The 14,745-nt window shown below is 65.2% G+C and carries 12 protein-coding genes; 6 read left to right on the top strand and 6 right to left on the bottom strand.

Translation table 11 applies throughout. From position 1 onward, the window contains the following. Positions 1-127 precede the first annotated feature (127 nt). Positions 128-1,282: a methionine adenosyltransferase gene (gene metK, locus VGK32_06570; protein HEY3381413.1), complete on the top strand. Its 1,155-nt coding sequence runs from the start codon at positions 128-130 to the stop codon at positions 1,280-1,282. Between the two features lie 31 nt (positions 1,283-1,313). Further along, complete coding sequence (locus VGK32_06565; protein HEY3381412.1) at positions 1,314-3,008, top strand: CehA/McbA family metallohydrolase; 1,695 nt, start codon at positions 1,314-1,316, stop codon at positions 3,006-3,008. A 167-nt stretch (positions 3,009-3,175) separates the two neighbouring features. On the opposite strand, the gene VGK32_06560 is transcribed toward VGK32_06565, so the two are convergent. The 6 genes from VGK32_06560 to recN form a co-directional block, all read right to left on the bottom strand. Beyond that, the gene (locus VGK32_06560) at positions 3,176-5,536 is read right to left on the bottom strand and encodes an LptF/LptG family permease (GenBank protein ID HEY3381411.1); all 2,361 of its coding nucleotides are present in this window, start codon (positions 5,534-5,536) and stop codon (positions 3,176-3,178) included. Between the two features lie 262 nt (positions 5,537-5,798). After that, entirely contained in the window at positions 5,799-6,593 is a 795-nt protein-coding gene (locus VGK32_06555; GenBank protein ID HEY3381410.1) for a ParB/RepB/Spo0J family partition protein, read from the bottom strand. A 25-nt stretch (positions 6,594-6,618) separates the two neighbouring features. After that, positions 6,619-7,374, bottom strand: coding sequence for a ParA family protein (locus VGK32_06550; protein HEY3381409.1), 756 nt, complete (start codon positions 7,372-7,374; stop codon positions 6,619-6,621). A 159-nt stretch (positions 7,375-7,533) separates the two neighbouring features. Further along, positions 7,534-8,019, bottom strand: a complete 486-nt coding sequence (locus tag VGK32_06545) for a bifunctional nuclease family protein (protein ID HEY3381408.1) — start codon at positions 8,017-8,019, stop codon at positions 7,534-7,536. Positions 8,020-8,111: 92 nt separating this feature from the next. After that, positions 8,112-9,455 carry a tRNA (N6-isopentenyl adenosine(37)-C2)-methylthiotransferase MiaB gene (gene miaB / locus VGK32_06540; protein ID HEY3381407.1) on the bottom strand — a complete coding sequence of 448 codons (1,344 nt, stop codon included), beginning with the start codon at positions 9,453-9,455 and terminating at the stop codon, positions 8,112-8,114. A 5-nt stretch (positions 9,456-9,460) separates the two neighbouring features. Next, a complete protein-coding gene (recN, locus tag VGK32_06535) occupies positions 9,461-11,173 on the bottom strand; it encodes a DNA repair protein RecN (protein ID HEY3381406.1) in 1,713 nt (570 codons plus the stop codon). A gap of 136 nt (positions 11,174-11,309) precedes the next feature. Between recN and VGK32_06530 the strand changes: the two genes are divergently transcribed. From VGK32_06530 to tolB, 4 genes are read left to right on the top strand one after another with little or no spacing between them, the layout of a single operon-like run. Further along, positions 11,310-12,083 (top strand): MotA/TolQ/ExbB proton channel family protein, encoded by a 774-nt coding sequence (locus VGK32_06530; protein ID HEY3381405.1) that lies wholly within the window; start codon positions 11,310-11,312, stop codon positions 12,081-12,083. 4 nt (positions 12,084-12,087) lie between these two features. After that, positions 12,088-12,549 carry a biopolymer transporter ExbD gene (locus VGK32_06525; protein ID HEY3381404.1) on the top strand — a complete coding sequence of 154 codons (462 nt, stop codon included), beginning with the start codon at positions 12,088-12,090 and terminating at the stop codon, positions 12,547-12,549. 10 nt (positions 12,550-12,559) lie between these two features. Next, positions 12,560-13,372: a TonB family protein gene (locus VGK32_06520; GenBank protein HEY3381403.1), complete on the top strand. Its 813-nt coding sequence runs from the start codon at positions 12,560-12,562 to the stop codon at positions 13,370-13,372. Then, entirely contained in the window at positions 13,372-14,745 is a 1,374-nt protein-coding gene (gene tolB / locus VGK32_06515) for a Tol-Pal system beta propeller repeat protein TolB (GenBank protein ID HEY3381402.1), read from the top strand. The genes VGK32_06520 and tolB overlap by 1 nt, the downstream gene beginning before the upstream one ends.

The following is a 14,745-nucleotide window of genomic DNA, read 5'->3' as shown; positions in this document are numbered from 1 at the left end:
CGGGTCTCTTGACCGGAAGCCGCGCCGACAGATACAGTTAGCGGATCGGAGACAGACCACGCGGCTGTCGCGTACAGGCCGCGCCGCGCGTCTCCACCAACTGCCGCTAGTGCGGAGGACTCGACGAATGAGCCGTGACGGCCGCCATCTCTTCACGTCCGAATCGGTGACCGAAGGCCACCCGGACAAGATCGCCGACCAGATTTCCGATGCGATCCTCGACGCGATCCTCACGCAGGATCCCGTTGGACGCGTCGCGTGCGAAACACTGGTCACGACGGGACTCGCCATGATCGCCGGCGAGATCACCACGAGTTGTTACGTGGACTTTCCGAAGATCGTCCGCGAGACCATCAAGGAAATCGGCTACACGCGGGCGAAGTACGGCTTCGACTGCGACACCTGCGCGGTGCTCTCTTCGATTCACGAACAATCACCCGACATCGCCATGGGTGTCGATCCCGGCGGGGCCGGCGACCAGGGCCTGATGTTCGGGTACGCCTGCCGCGAGACCGACGAGCTCATGCCGCTGCCGATCATGCTCGCTCACAAGCTGTGCATGGGGCTCTCGCGGGCCAGGCGCGACGGCATCCTCGACTACCTCCGTCCGGATGGCAAGTCCCAGGTGACGATTGAGTACGTCGATGGCAACCCGGTCCGCATCGACGCCATCGTCGTGTCGAGCCAGCACAGCGCGCTCGTGGACAAGGAGACGATGCGCGAGGGAATCATCGAGCGGGTGATCAAGCCGGTTGTGCCGGCCACCATGATCGACGACCGCACGAAGATCTATGTCAACCCGACGGGGCGCTTCGTCATCGGCGGGCCGCAGGGCGATGCCGGTGTGACAGGCCGCAAGATCATCGTGGACACCTACGGTGGAGCCGCTCCGCACGGTGGCGGTGCGTTCTCGGGCAAGGACCCGACCAAGGTGGACCGCTCGGCCTGCTACATGGCGCGCTACATCGCCAAGAACTGCGTCGCGGCCGGACTGGCCGACCGTGTCCTGGTGCAGCTCGCGTACGCCATCGGAGTGGCCGATCCGGTCTCGGTGATGATCGAGACGTATGGAACGGGCCGCATCTCCGATGCGAAGATTACCGAACTGGTGCGCTCGCACTTCAAGCTCACCCCGCGCGGCATCATGGAGGAACTCGACCTTCGGCGGCCGATCTACCGCAAGACGGCAGCGTTCGGCCACTTCGGCCGGAACGATCCCGACTTCACCTGGGAGCGGACCGACCGGGTCTCGGCGCTCCAGACGGATGCGGGCCTGAAGTAGGCCGATAGCCCGAGGCCAGATCGAGATCGTGATGTCCGGAATTCGCGTGCTGAGGGGCGCCGGGGTCGTGCTGGCCGTGGCGCTCCTCGCTGTTCTCGTCCTCATGCCCCCCGCGCCGGCGAGGCTGGTTCCGCCATCGTGGCAACCCCAGACCACCGCGCGGGGCGTCTTCCACATCCACACACAACGATCGGATGGAACCGGCACCGTCGATGAGGTGGCGGCGGCCGCGGCCCGGGCCGGACTGGATTTCGTCATCATCACCGACCACGGGGACGGGTCGCGTCAACCGGATCGGCCCGCCTACCGGGCGGGCGTCCTGGTGATCGATGGCGTCGAGATCAGCACGACCGGTGGTCACTACGCCGCACTCGGGCTTGGACGGACCCCGTACCCGCTCGGCGGGGAACCGCGAGACGTCGTGGAGGACGTGCACCGCTTCGGCGGCTTTGGCGTCGTCACTCACCCGGATTCTCCGAAAGCCGCACTTGCATGGCCCGAGTGGGAACTGCCGTTCGACGCGGTGGAGTGGCTGAACGGCGACAGCCAGTGGCGCGACGCCTCGGCCCCCCGGCTCATCCGAGCGATCGCGACGTACCCGCTGCAGCCGGTTGGTACGCTCGCCGCGTTGATCTCGCGGCCGGCCACGCTCGAACGGTGGAGCCGCCTTGCGGTCCAGCGCCCGATCGTTGCGCTGGCGGGAACCGATGCGCACGCGCGGGTCGGTTGGCGACACCGACCGGACCCGTACGAAGACCACGCGTTCGTCAGGCTGCCGTCCTATGAAGCGTCGTTTCGGACATCATCCCTGCAGGTCCTGCTCCTGCATGGACTGAGCGGCCAGCCGGCCGAGGATGCCGCAGCTGTTCTCGACGGGATTCGCGCGGGCCGCGTGCACAGCGTCCTCGATGGGCGCGCGGGGCCGGCGGTGTTCGAATTCAGTGCACGCAGCGGGCCAGCGGCGGCGAGGGAAGGGGAGACGCTCGCTCTGACGGACCCCGCCGTCATCCGCGTCCGCGCCAATGTACCCGCCGGAGGGCGCATCGTGCTCTTCCGGGACGGAGTGGAGGTACACCGGGTCCGGGCGCAGGAGTTGACCTACGCGACCGACCGTCCGGGCGGGTATCGGGCTGAGGTCTGGCTGTCAGCCGGAACGCGCGCCGTCCCGGTTCCGTGGATCGTGGGCAATCCCATCTACGTGGGCACGAGACCCCGGACGCCTGCTCGTGATCCAATTGCCGCCGGGGAGGTTGTGGCGAAGGTCACCCCGGCGGGTGCGTGGCACATGGAGCGCGACGGCGTGTCTGCCGGAGATGTGGGGCGACTCGGTGATGACGTTCGACTCACGTACCGCCTGGGACCCTCTGGAACGGTCGCCCCGTATGCCGCCCTCATTGCCGGCATCGCCGTGCCGGCTGGGGCGTCCTTCCTTACGTTCCATGCCGTCGCCGACCGCCCGATGCGTGTCTCCGTCCAGCTGCGCAAGCCGGCCGGCGGGGAGGGGGAGCGGTGGCACCGCTCCGTGTACCTCGATCTCGCGCCCCGAGAGATCGTCATTCCTCTTGTCGAGATGACGCCGGTCGGCGCCACGTCCAGGCGCTTGCCCGCACTCGCCGCGGTAGACAGCCTCCTGTTCGTCGTGGACACGGTGAACGCCGGCCCCGGCGCCAGTGGCTCGTTCACGGTATCGAACGTCAGGCTCCTCGGCGCCCAGGCCTCCCGGTAGCCGGGCGCTCCCGCGCAAAATTCAGGGTCGGAATCGTCGCGGCACACTCGCAGAAACCTTCAGGGAAAGACATACGAAACAGTTCGTACTGCTTTCTACGAAGCGCTTCGTATTAACCGGCGACGCCCGCACCTCCGCAGGCCCCTCGGGGACGCCACCACGGCAGGCTATGTTCTGACAGTCAGCAGCAGGTAGGCGGCGCTCGCGCCGAACAGCAGATTTGGAGCCCACGCGGCCAGGGCGGGCGAGATCATCCCCGCGACTCCGACGACGCCGAACATGTTGTTGGCGGTCCAATACACGAGAGCCAGCACGATGCCGACGCCCACGCCGTAGAGGGCGCCGCGCCGGCCAGTCGTCACGGCAAAGGGGACCGCCAGCAGCGTCATGATGATGGTGACGAAGGGAAAGGACAGTTTCCGGTGGAGGCCGACGAGCGGTTGAACGACATTGAGGCCGGCCGACCGCATCTCCTCGATGTACTGCCTCAGCTCACCGTAGGTCATCCTGTCCGCCTCCGGCTGCTCGGTCCCGAAGTAGTCGGGCGGCTCCATCGTCAGCGAGCGGTGCGTGAAAGCTGAGAACGTCCGGGGGTCGCCGCGGGCATCGAGCTCCCGGACTGAACCGCGGTCGGCGATCCAGGTCCCGACGCTCCCGTCCGCCACCGCAGACGAGGGCACGAATCGGGCTGCGCTGACGTAGGTGACGCGAGACAGCCGCCAGGTCTTTCGGTCGAATTCGAACTTGGACAACTCGCGGAGCTCGGCCCGGCGCGCGTCGAAGAACAGGTAGTGGTAGATCTCGCCGTTGCGCCCGACGACCCATCGACGGTTCAGCATCCCCGAACTTCGCACGGTGCCGATGCGAATCAGGTGCTCGAGTTCCTGCGCCTGGCGATTCGAGTGGGCGAGCAGATGCTCCTCGAGCGCAAACAGCAGCACGCTCGCGGCCGCGCCAAACGCCAGGAGCGGCACCGCGATGCGATAGAGACTGATCCCGCAGGCCTTCATGACCACCAGCTCGCTGCTCCTGGTGATCGCGCCAATGGTGACCAGACTGGCGAGAAGGACCGAAATGGGCAGGACGTAGTAGATGAACTGCGGCGTCTGGAAATAGAAGTACCGCAGCATCACGTCCGCCGTGGTCTTGCCCTTGAACAGCTTGTCGGACAGGTCGATGAACGTCGAGATGTAGAAGATCCCGAGCAGGCTGACGAACGTCAGCGCCTGGACGCGGAGATACATCTTCGAGAGGTAGCGATCGAGAATGCCGGGGCGCGGCAGGCCCAGCTGAGGCACCTTCACGACGAGGATGACCCGCGCCGCCGCCTGGCCCGCAGGGGAGTGAGCAACCGCCGGGCGGTCGTTCTCGTCGTTGGGGCGCGCGGCAGACGGGAGGGAGAACCGCAGGCCTCGCCCGGAGGAGCGGGTGCGCCCGACGACGATGAGAAGGGCCAGGGGGCCGAGCACGATGTTGGGCAGCCATGCGGCAAGCCAGCCCGGCATCAATCCGCCGATGGACATTGCACGCCCCGCATACATCACCACGTAGTAGGCGAAGATCACTCCCGTTCCGAGGGCGAACGCCGCCAGCTTGCCACCGCGGCTCGTGCTCACGCCGAGACCGAGGCCCATGAAGGCGAACACCAGGCAGGCAACTGGAATCGAGAATTTCTGGTGGATGTAGATCTCGGGCCGATCGGCCGGGCGTCCCTCGCGACGAAGTTCTGCCGCCATCTTGCGCAGTTCCGCGACGGTCATCTCGGCCTCGCCCTTCTGCGGGCGGTCCTGAGGGAACACCTGCTTGGGGTCCAGGTCCCGGATGAGGCTCTGGAAGCTGTTGGCGTCGTAACGGTCCTGGCCGGTCGCATCGGTGCCGAGCTTGTGACTGATGCCATCCTCCAGCACCATTTCGATCTTCCGATGCTCGCGGTCGATGAGCATCCGGCCATGGCGGGCGACCGAGACGACGGGCGGCCCAGGCTGACCGGTTTCGGCAACGAACACATCGATCCAACCAGGGACCCCCTGTGCGACGTCGCGGGCGTACAGGACCAGGCCGGGGAAGTCCTCGAAGAAGACACGCGGCTTGATTTCGCTTTCCACGCGGGCGGCGACGACTCCGTATTCCAGCTCGCGGAACGATTGGTTGCACCAGGGAACCGCCACGACGAGGACCCACTGCGTGGCCGCCCAGCAGACCAGCCCGAGTGCCAGGACGGGCTGGAGCAGCTTTGCGAGGTTCACGCCGCACGCCTGCATGGCGGTCCATTCGCTGTCGCCGGACAGACGGCCGAATGCGACGAGGAGTCCCAGGAGGAACGCCATCGGGATGGTGACGGCGAGGGCCTGCGGGACCAGCAGCAGGAGCATGCGGCCGATGACGGGGACGGCGACGCCCTTGGCGAGGAGGGCCTGGGCGACGCGGTCGATGGGCCCCATCATCAGCATGAAGGTGAAGACGAGGAGCGCCAGGAGCGTGGGCGGCAGGATTTCGCGGACGACGTAGCGGTCGATGATCCGGAACATGAGCGCGGGAACACGATAACACAGTCGCCGGGCACGGGCGCCGGCGCGTTATGGATGGCGGCGGGCGGGGCTGGAATCAGGTGAGGATTGGGGCGGACGGTGAGGGTGAAGGATCCGCAAGATATGCACAGGGGCAATCTGGGCGTGTTTTAAATCGTGTCTGATAATGTATGTTATGTTAACTTGCGATACCAAGGAGGCCACGAGACGCTTCGGTCTGGGGCCGATGGACTCCATCCGCTGCTCCGTCTGGCGCAGCTCGCTACTCCGCCTGGCGCAGCTCGAGCAGGATGTTCTCGAGGGTCTCAATAATCTCCTGCCGCTCAACCGAACCCTTGCGGAACCTGAGTTGTAGCGAAAAGGCCTTCGTTGGTGGCTTGTAGTTGAATGTGAACGGGGCGGGTCTGCCTGGACGCGCAGCCTTCGGCTTGGCCGTCTCCCTCCGCACGTCCTCGCGGGTGGATTGCCTCGAGGCGATTCGCTCGACCAACGCCATCATTTTCTGATGGTCTGATTGCCTAACTATCTCTAGAAGCAAAGACTTAGACGAAATGTCGGCCAGCCGACAAAGGTTTCGCACATCCTCTGGCATCTTCGTGAGTGAGAGCGACTCGGTAATCGAGGTTCGCGAACGGCTCAGGCGCCTGGCAAGGTCTTCGTGCGTGTAGGCGCAGCCCTGCACGAGTCCCTGAAGCGCGTCCGCCTCCTCGAACGCCGTCAGGTCCTTCCTCTGGAGGTTCTCGACCAGGGCCAACTCGATCACCTCGGTGTCATCGGCGTCGCGCAGGACGACCGGGAGCTCGTTGAGGCCAGCCTGGACCGCGGCCTGGTATCGACGCTCACCCGCCACGATTTGATAGCGATCCCCTCTCTGCCTGACCAGTAACGGTTCGAGGATCCCCTTCTCGGAAATCGAGGCGATGAGCTCGGAGAGATCGCCCATCATCTGCCTGGGCTGCGAGGGGTTGGGATCGATCTGCTCGATGGCGACGACCCGTCCAATGGGAGATCCGGCAGACGCGGTCAGCGTCTCGACGTAGTGCTCATCGTGACGCATGCGTACCGTTTCAGGGAGCCCTCGCCTAGACACGATCCATTACCTCCTCGGACAGCGTGTAATACTCGGTCGCGCCGCTGGAGTCAGGCGCGAAGGTGAAGATGGATTCCTTGTACGCCGGACTCTCTTCGAGCCGAACGCTCTTGGTAATCACGGTATTGAATACCTTGGCGCCGAAGACCTTCTGGATCTGCGCCCGGATGTCGCGCGCCAGGGACGTCCGCTTGTCGTGCATCGTGATCAGAACCCCCATGATTTCGAGCGCCGGATTCGCACGACTGCGCACCTTTTCCACCGTCTCGAGCAGATCGTCAGTACCCTCCAGGGCAAAATACGATGACTGAATGGGGATCACTAAATGCGTCGCGGCAACGAGCGCGTTGACGGTCAGGAGGCCGAGTGCCGGCGGACAGTCGATGACAATGATGTCCTGTGTCTTGGTCACAGGCTCGAGCCTGTCCTTCAACCGGAAATGCGCATCCATCTCCCCCACCAGCTTCGCCTCCAACTTGGCCAGTCCGATGCGCGACGGAAGGATTGATAGTTTCTCGACGGGAGACGGGAGGATGATGTCGGCGATGGCACAGTTGTCCTCGACGAGCGCGTCATACAGGCTCCGCGAGACGCCCCTGATGTCGAGGTAGGACATCGTGCTGTTGGCCTGCGGATCGAGGTCGACGAGAAGCGTCTTGTAGCCGCGCAGCGACAGCGCCGCGCTGAGATTGATTGCGGTCGTGGTCTTTCCGACCCCGCCCTTCTGGTTTGCAATCGCAAGGATCATGGGTGGCGTTCAGTAGACGGGTGTGCGCAGTCGAGGACCCGGTGGGCTTCGCTATTCTAGGAACGGGGAGCTGAACTGTCAATTGCAATACGTAAGGTGCGGCGGCGCACACCCACGCCACCGGCCGCGCCGGGCGGACAACTCGGGGCCGAAGACCTTCTACATCTTGTACTTGCCCAGTTCCTCGGGGTCCAGGCTCTCGAGCCACTTTTGCAGGCGCTCGGTGTCGCCCTTGTCCGTGCTGAAGTCGATGCCCTTCGCATTGTCGATCACGGTTTCCTCGACGAAGATAGGAGCCTGCGTTCGAAGCGCCAGGGCAATCGCGTCGCTCGGGCGGGCGTCGATGGCGACCGTGTCGCTGCCGTTCTGAACGTAGATCAGCGCGTAAAACGTATTGTCGCGCAGGTCGGACACCACGATCTTCGTGACGTTCCCGTTCAGATCCTGGATGATGTTTCGAAGCAGATCGTGGGTCATCGGCCTCGGCGTTGCCACGTTCTCCATCTGAAGCGCGATCGCATTCGCCTCGAAGATGCCGACCCAAATCGGCAGAACCCGCTGCCCGTCTCCGTCCCGGAGGATGATGATCGGCATGTTCGTGATGGGGTCAACCATGAGCCCCTTGATGGTCATCTCGATCTGCATGGAGTCTCCAAAGGCCCAGCCGGCGTCGCGTCTCAGGCGCGTACAACGTAGGCGCCAGTCGCGGCGCTGTCAACGCTGCTTCGAGCAGCGTGTCATGCGAACTGCCCGTCAGGGGATATCGTCACTTCACCCCAGAGACTGTTGGGCCCCGCTCTGAGGATCGTCACCGGAAGGGTCCGCCCCACCCAGTCGGCCTGGCCCGGAAAATTGACGACCGTATTGCCGCTGGTGCGACCCGCCAACTCATGACTGCGTCGCCGGCTCCTCGAGTCAACCAGCACGTCGCACGTCGTGCCGACCATCGCTTCGTGCAGCGTTGACTGTATCCGCCGCTGGAGATCCAGGATGGCGGTCAATCGCCTCCCCTTCTCCGCCTCCGACACATCGTCTTTCATGCGCTTGGCGGCGAGCGTGTTCGGCCGTTCGGAGTATTTGAAGGCGAACATCGAGTGGAACCTGACTTCCTCGGCCAGCATCAGGGTGTCGTCGAAATCACGATCGGTTTCCCCGGGGAATCCGACGATCACGTCCGTGGACAAGGCGATCCGAGGGATTGCTTGCCGGACCCTAGCGACGAGTTCGAGGTACTGGTCGCGGGTGTGGCGCCGACGCATCGCTTCGAGCATTCGTGTCGAGCCCGACTGCACGGGGAGATGCAGGTGCTTGCAGACCTTCGGCAGGTCCCTGATGGCGTCGATGAGTCGGGGCGAGACGTGGCGCGGATGCGGGCTGGCGAACCGGATGCGTTCGACGCCGGCCACGTCGTTGACGGCCTCGAGAAGTGCCGGGAAGTCACAGGTCGGATCGTCCGGTGCCTGGTAGTGATTCACGATCTGCCCGAGGAGTTGAACCTCCCGGTGGCCTGACTCGACAGCCTCCCGGATGTCGGCCAGGATATCAGCCTTCGGGCGCATCCGTTCCTGGCCTCGAGTGTACGGCACCACGCAAAAGCTGCAGTGGTCGTTGCAGCCCTCGAGAATGGTCACCCACGCACGCACGGCGTCCGATCGCCTGACGATGCCCAGAGGGAAGCTGACGTCTTCATAGGGGTTGAGGTCGATCGCCGTCCGGCCCGTGACGGAGGCCCGATCCACCAGGACGGGCAACTGTCGGGCCGCCTGGGTGCCGACAATCACGTCCACGTAGGGTGCGCGCTTCAGCAGTCTCTCGCCCTCCTGCTGGGCGACGCAGCCCGCCACGGCAATGAGCGGACGATGGCCCGTCTCCTCGCCCTGGACGCGGAGCTCGCCGAGTCGCGAGAAGATTTTCTCGGCGGCATGTTCCCGGACGCTGCAGGTGTTCAGCACGACGACATCGGCATCCAGCGCGTCGCCGGTTGACTCATAGCCCGCCTGCTCGAGCAGCCCTGCCATCCGCTCCGAGTCGTGGAAGTTCATCTGGCAGCCAAACGTTTCAATCAGGTACTTGCGTGCCATCCTGCCTACCGCCTCCGTCCCTTCGCCTGTGAGGTTTCGCTTTCGCCTTTCGCATGGTCTGCGCTTTCGCCTTTCGCCTCTCTGGTGCCGACCTGCCGAGTCCGAAGCAACTCCCGTGCGCTTTGGCGTGCCGCAGAGGAGATCGCTACCCCGCCGATCATCCGAGCCAGTTCGTCCTCACGGCCGGCCGCGTCGAGTGACTCGACCCGAGTCGTCGTGCGTCCGCCGCGGACCTCTTTCTGGATCCGAAAGTGGCGCGTGCCATAGGCGGCAATCTGCGGCAAGTGGGTGATGCACAGAACCTGGAAGGCCTGTCCGAGCGCCTGAAGCTTGCTCCCGACCGCATCCGCGACCCTTCCCCCGATCCCTGCGTCCACCTCATCGAACACCAACGACTTCCCCGGTTGGTCCAATGACGCTAACGTCTTTATTCCCAGCATAATACGCGACATCTCCCCACCCGAGACGATGCGAGTGAGGGGACGGAGGTCTTCGCCAGGATTAGGTGAGACGTAGAACTCGGCGGAGTCGATGCCCCGGCTCACCCATCGATCCTGTGCCAGCGGCTGGGGGTTGAACCGCACCTCGAATCGGGTGTGTTCCATGGCGAGGTCCGCCAGTTGTCGCTCCAGATCGTGAGCAAACGTCGCCGCGGCCGGCCGCCTGAGGCTGGAAAGGCGCGATGCGGTCGCGCTGAATTGGCTGGTTGCGTCTGCCACTTCCTTCTCAATTTCAGGCATCCGTTCCGCGATCGACTCGAGCAACGCGCGTTCGGTCCGCAGGGCCGTCTGTGTCGCGATCGCGTCCGACAGCGTCGGGCCGTGCTTTCGCTTCAACCGCTCGAGGGTGGCCAGGCGGTCCTCGACCTCCTGCAGTCTTGCCGGCGAGGTATCGATGCTGGCCGCGTACCCGCGCAGGAACGTCGCCAGATCGTCCAACTGTGACTTGATGCTGTCGCGGCTCTCGACATACGGAGCGAACCGGGCATCGAGCGACGCCAACTCACCCACCCGGCGCCACACCTGGCCGAGCCCCGCCAGGACCGCGTCGTCGCGATCGTAGAGGATGGCGTAGCTCTCGTCGGCCAGGCGTCGAACGCGCTCGGCGCTGGACAGCAGCATTCGAAGCGCGGACAATTCGTCGTCCTCGCCCGGCTTCGGCTGAATGCGCTCGAGCTCGTTGAGCTGGAAGTCGATCAGCTCGAGACGGGACGCCCGCTGCCGTTCCTGTTGCCTGGCTTCGTTGAGCGTGGAGCGTGCGGCCTGGAGCCGGGCGAACGCCTCCTCGGTCTCGCGCCGTTGGGACTCGACGGCGCCGAACCGGTCGAGCAGATCGAGGTGGCACTCCGGATCGAGGAGCGCCTGGTGCTCGTGCTGACCGTGGAGGTCCACCAGGCGAGCGCCCAGTTCGCGCAGGGCGGCGGCGGTGACCAGGCTTCCGTTGACGAACGCGCGGCTCCGGCCTTGGGTGGTCACCTCGCGTCTGATGATCAGGTCATCGCCATCCTCGCCGTCGAAGACCGCCTGGACTGTGGCGCAGTCTTCTCCGGTTCTGACCAGATCGGGCGAGGCGCGCTCGCCGAGGAGCAGGCCGACCGCCTCGATGAGGATGGACTTGCCAGCGCCGGTTTCGCCGGTGAGGACGTTGAGTCCCTCGCCGAACTCGATCTCGACCGCCTCGATGACGGCCAGGTTGCGGATGTCGAGGAATCGGAGCATGCGTGTCCCCGCGAGGACCAGGGAGAAAAGCCGGGAACCGCAATGATATCATACATTTGACAGCCATTTTGACGCGTGCTACGCTAGCGTATCTGCGCTGTCCCAGCGGCGCGTCAACCATGAAGCGGAGGCCTGCTTGCGCACGCTTGGATACCTGGCGCTTGCACTCCAGGTGCAAGGCGCTGCCGCGCCCGAGGGCGGCCTGGGCGGGAATGTGTTCCGTCTGGTTGCCCGCTCCAGTCCGATCGCTCAGGGCGTCCTCCTGATCCTGATCCTCTTTTCGATCGCCTCCTGGGGCATCATCCTCTTCAAGCTGTGGTCGTTCCGGCGCTCCGAGCGCCAGTCCGGCACGTTCCTCGACGTCTTCCGCAAGAGCAGCAAGTTCTCCGAGGTGCATGCGGTCTGCAAGACGCTCGGCGACAGTCCGCTCGTGGGCCTCTTCCAGTCAGGGTACGCGGAGTTGAACAGCCAGCTTCGCCAGCCGCCCTCGGTGTCGGTGACGGCTCAGACGCTCGCCCCTGGGAGCGCGCCGGCGCGCCCAACGCTGAAGAGCATCGTGGCGCTCGATCGGGCGCTCCTTCGCGCATCGAGCGTGGAGATCAACAAGCTCGAGAGCCGGGTGCCGTTCCTCGCCACGACGGCCAGCATCACGCCGTTCATCGGCTTGTTCGGCACGGTGTGGGGCATCATCTCCGCGTTCGACAGCATCGGCCAGACGGCGTCGACGAGCCTCGCGGTCGTGGCGCCCGGAATTGCCGAAGCGCTGATCGCGACGGCTGCGGGGTTGTTCGCCGCGATTCCCGCCGTCTATTTCTACAATCACCTCGCGCACCGCGTGAAGCTGTTCGCGACGCAGATGGACGACTTCGCGCTCGAGTTCCTGAACATCGCCGAGCGGAATTTCACGTAGGACGATGCCGAAGGTTCAAGCGATCGAGACCGGCGCCGGCAGCGGGCGGGCACGGACGCGGCGGGTCGTGTCCTCACTGAACGAGATCAACGTCGTCCCGCTGGTGGACGTGATGCTGGTGCTGCTGATCATCTTCATGGTGACGGCCCCGATGCTCCAGCGCGGCCTCGACGTGAACCTTCCCTCGGCGCGGCGTGCACAGGAGATCAACGACCAACGGATATTCGTGAGCGTGCCCCTCTCCTTCCGGAACGATCACCTCGTGCATCTGGGCGACGAGCCGGTGCGCCTCGAGATCCTGCAGGAGCGAATCCGCCAGGCGATGGTTGGGAAGGCCGACCATCAGGTCTTCCTGCAGAGCGATGCCGGATTGAGCGTGCAGGACTTGATCAGCGTGATGGACAAGCTGAAGGAAGGCGGCGTCGAGAAGGTCGGCATCGTGGCGAAGTGGCCGGATCAAAGGTAGGGCACGTGCGATGGAACCGGTGACCGCCGTCCTGCTCGATCGCGAACACGACCCGCGGGGCCTCTCGCGGATGGTCGGGTTCTCGCTCGTGCTGCACGGTGGGATCATCGCGATGCTGCTGTTCGGCCCCGGGCACTGGCTGGGGCGTGTGCAGCAGCATACGCCGGCCGTCGTGATGTCGATCAGCCTGGGCAGCGGTATGGGGCCGATGAACGGCGGCGCGAATCCGATGGGCGGCCGCCCGGTGCAGGCGGCGGTGTCCGAGCCGCCGTCGCGGCCGCAGGCGGTGCGCCCGCCTGCGGCGAAGACGCCGGAGATGACGCTGCCCGTGCCGTCGCCGAAGGTGAAGACGAAGGCCGTGGCGACCAAGGCGCCAGAGAAGCCGCAGCCGGAGATCAAGACGGCGCCGGAGGGGGCGCGAGGAAGGATTCCGGTCACCGGCCCGCAGGAGAAGTTCGGCTCGAGCCTTGCGGACACGGGCGTTGCGGGCCTTGGGATCGGCCTGTCGACGGGCGGCGGCGGCACTGGCGGCGGGTTCGACATCGGCAACTTCTGCTGCCCGGACTACATTCAGACGATGGTCCGGCGGGTCGGCGAGAACTGGAACTCGCAGCAGCAGGTGGTGGGCACCACCGTGATCCGGTTCACGATCTTGCGCGACGGACGTATCACGTCGATCGAGGCGGAACAGTCGAGCGGTTCACTGGCGCTCGACCTGACGGCGCAGCGGGCGCTGCAACTGCTGCGTCAACTGCCGCCGCTGCCGGCGGCGTACACCGAGCCGGCCCTGACGGTTCACTTGACGTTCAAATACAGACGCTGATGCTGCGAAAGAACCTCTCGACGCTCTTCATCCTCGTGGCCGGGTGCGCGGCCGTTGTGCTGGCGGTTCCCCAGCAGCCGCCCGCGCAGAATCCCGTGCCGCCGCAGCAAGGCCAGATCGCGGTGCAGATCACCGGCGAGCCAGGGGCGCCCCCGCGCTTTGCGGTGCCCGACTTCGTGGCGCTGACGACCGACGCGGAGACGGTCGAGGCGGCGAAGACGATGGGCCAGGTGCTCTGGGACGACCTGAGCTTCGAGCGGGAGTTCGACATGATCCCGCGCGACACCTACGGGACGATTCCGGCGGCGCGTTCGCTGACCGACGTGCCCTTCGATCGGTGGCGCGAACTCGGCGCGGATGGTCTGATCATCGGTACCGTGCAGAAAGTGGGCGACGCCATCCGGGTCGAGGCGAAGATGTACAAGGTGCGCGAGCGTCAGTCCGTGTTCGGACGCGAGTACACGGGGTCTGCTGCGAACCCCCGGCTCTACGCGCACACGATCGCGGACGAAGTATTCCAGGAGCAGCTTGGCCTGAGGGGCGTGGCGCGCACGAAGCTCGCGTTCGTGTCGGATCGGGACGGTGAGCGCGTCGGCGGCACGGTCGAGCCCCGCAGCGTGAAGGAGATCTACATCGCTGATTACGACGGAGCCAACCAGCGGCGCGTGACCGTGAATCGCAGTCTGAACATCAATCCGGCCTGGTCGCCCGACAGCCGCGCGCTCGCGTACACGTCGTACCGGCGCGGGAGCCCCGACATCTTCGTGTCGTCAATCTACCAGGGAACGATCGAGAACCCGACCAAGGGGCAGGGAGAGAACTTCCTGCCGGTCTGGTCGCCCGACGGGACTCGGATTGCGTTCATGTCGACCCGCGACGGCAACCCCGAGATCTACGTCATGAACCGTGACGGATCCGGCGTGCGACGGCTGACGAACCACCCGTCGAGCGACGTGACGCCGACCTGGTCCCCGACAGGCACGCAGATCGCCTTCACGTCCGACCGCTCCGGTTCGCCGCAGATCTACGTGGTTGGCGTGGACGGCCTGAACCTGGTGAGGAAGACGTCGGAATCGTATTGCGACCGTCCCACCTGGTCGCCGGCACCCTACAACGAGATTGCGTATTCCTCGCGGACCGGCCCGGGATACGACATCAAGGTGTTGGACCTGGCCAGCGGCGAGCGTCGCCAGTTGACCTTCGGCGAGGGCAGCAACGAGAGCCCGGCCTATGCTCCGAACGGCCGACACCTGGCATTCAGCTCCACCCGAGCAGGCAAGCGCCAGATCTACACGATCGAGCGCACGGGCAAGGACCTGAGGCAAGTCACGAAGGTCGGAAACAACCAGACGCCGGACTGGTCGAAGCAGTAA

The organism is Vicinamibacterales bacterium (assembly GCA_036504215.1).
Taxonomy (GTDB): Bacteria; Acidobacteriota; Vicinamibacteria; order Vicinamibacterales; family Fen-181; genus FEN-299.
The sequence above is the reverse complement of the archived record's forward strand: the minus strand, read 5'-3'. Positions and strand labels throughout refer to the sequence as shown.

Excerpts from the sequence above, each read along its gene's own strand:
- metK (HEY3381413.1), top strand. The coding sequence starts at position 128 with ATGAGCCGTGACGGCCGCCATCTCTTCACGTCCGAATCGGTGACCGAA.
- VGK32_06565 (HEY3381412.1), top strand. The coding sequence starts at position 1,314 with ATGTCCGGAATTCGCGTGCTGAGGGGCGCCGGGGTCGTGCTGGCCGTG.
- VGK32_06560 (HEY3381411.1), bottom strand. The coding sequence starts at position 5,536 with ATGTTCCGGATCATCGACCGCTACGTCGTCCGCGAAATCCTGCCGCCC.
- VGK32_06555 (HEY3381410.1), bottom strand. The coding sequence starts at position 6,593 with ATGCGTCACGATGAGCACTACGTCGAGACGCTGACCGCGTCTGCCGGA.
- VGK32_06550 (HEY3381409.1), bottom strand. The coding sequence starts at position 7,374 with ATGATCCTTGCGATTGCAAACCAGAAGGGCGGGGTCGGAAAGACCACG.
- VGK32_06545 (HEY3381408.1), bottom strand. The coding sequence starts at position 8,019 with ATGCAGATCGAGATGACCATCAAGGGGCTCATGGTTGACCCCATCACG.
- miaB (HEY3381407.1), bottom strand. The coding sequence starts at position 9,455 with ATGGCACGCAAGTACCTGATTGAAACGTTTGGCTGCCAGATGAACTTC.
- recN (HEY3381406.1), bottom strand. The coding sequence starts at position 11,173 with ATGCTCCGATTCCTCGACATCCGCAACCTGGCCGTCATCGAGGCGGTC.
- VGK32_06525 (HEY3381404.1), top strand. The coding sequence starts at position 12,088 with ATGCCGAAGGTTCAAGCGATCGAGACCGGCGCCGGCAGCGGGCGGGCA.
- VGK32_06520 (HEY3381403.1), top strand. The coding sequence starts at position 12,560 with ATGGAACCGGTGACCGCCGTCCTGCTCGATCGCGAACACGACCCGCGG.
- tolB (HEY3381402.1), top strand. The coding sequence starts at position 13,372 with ATGCTGCGAAAGAACCTCTCGACGCTCTTCATCCTCGTGGCCGGGTGC.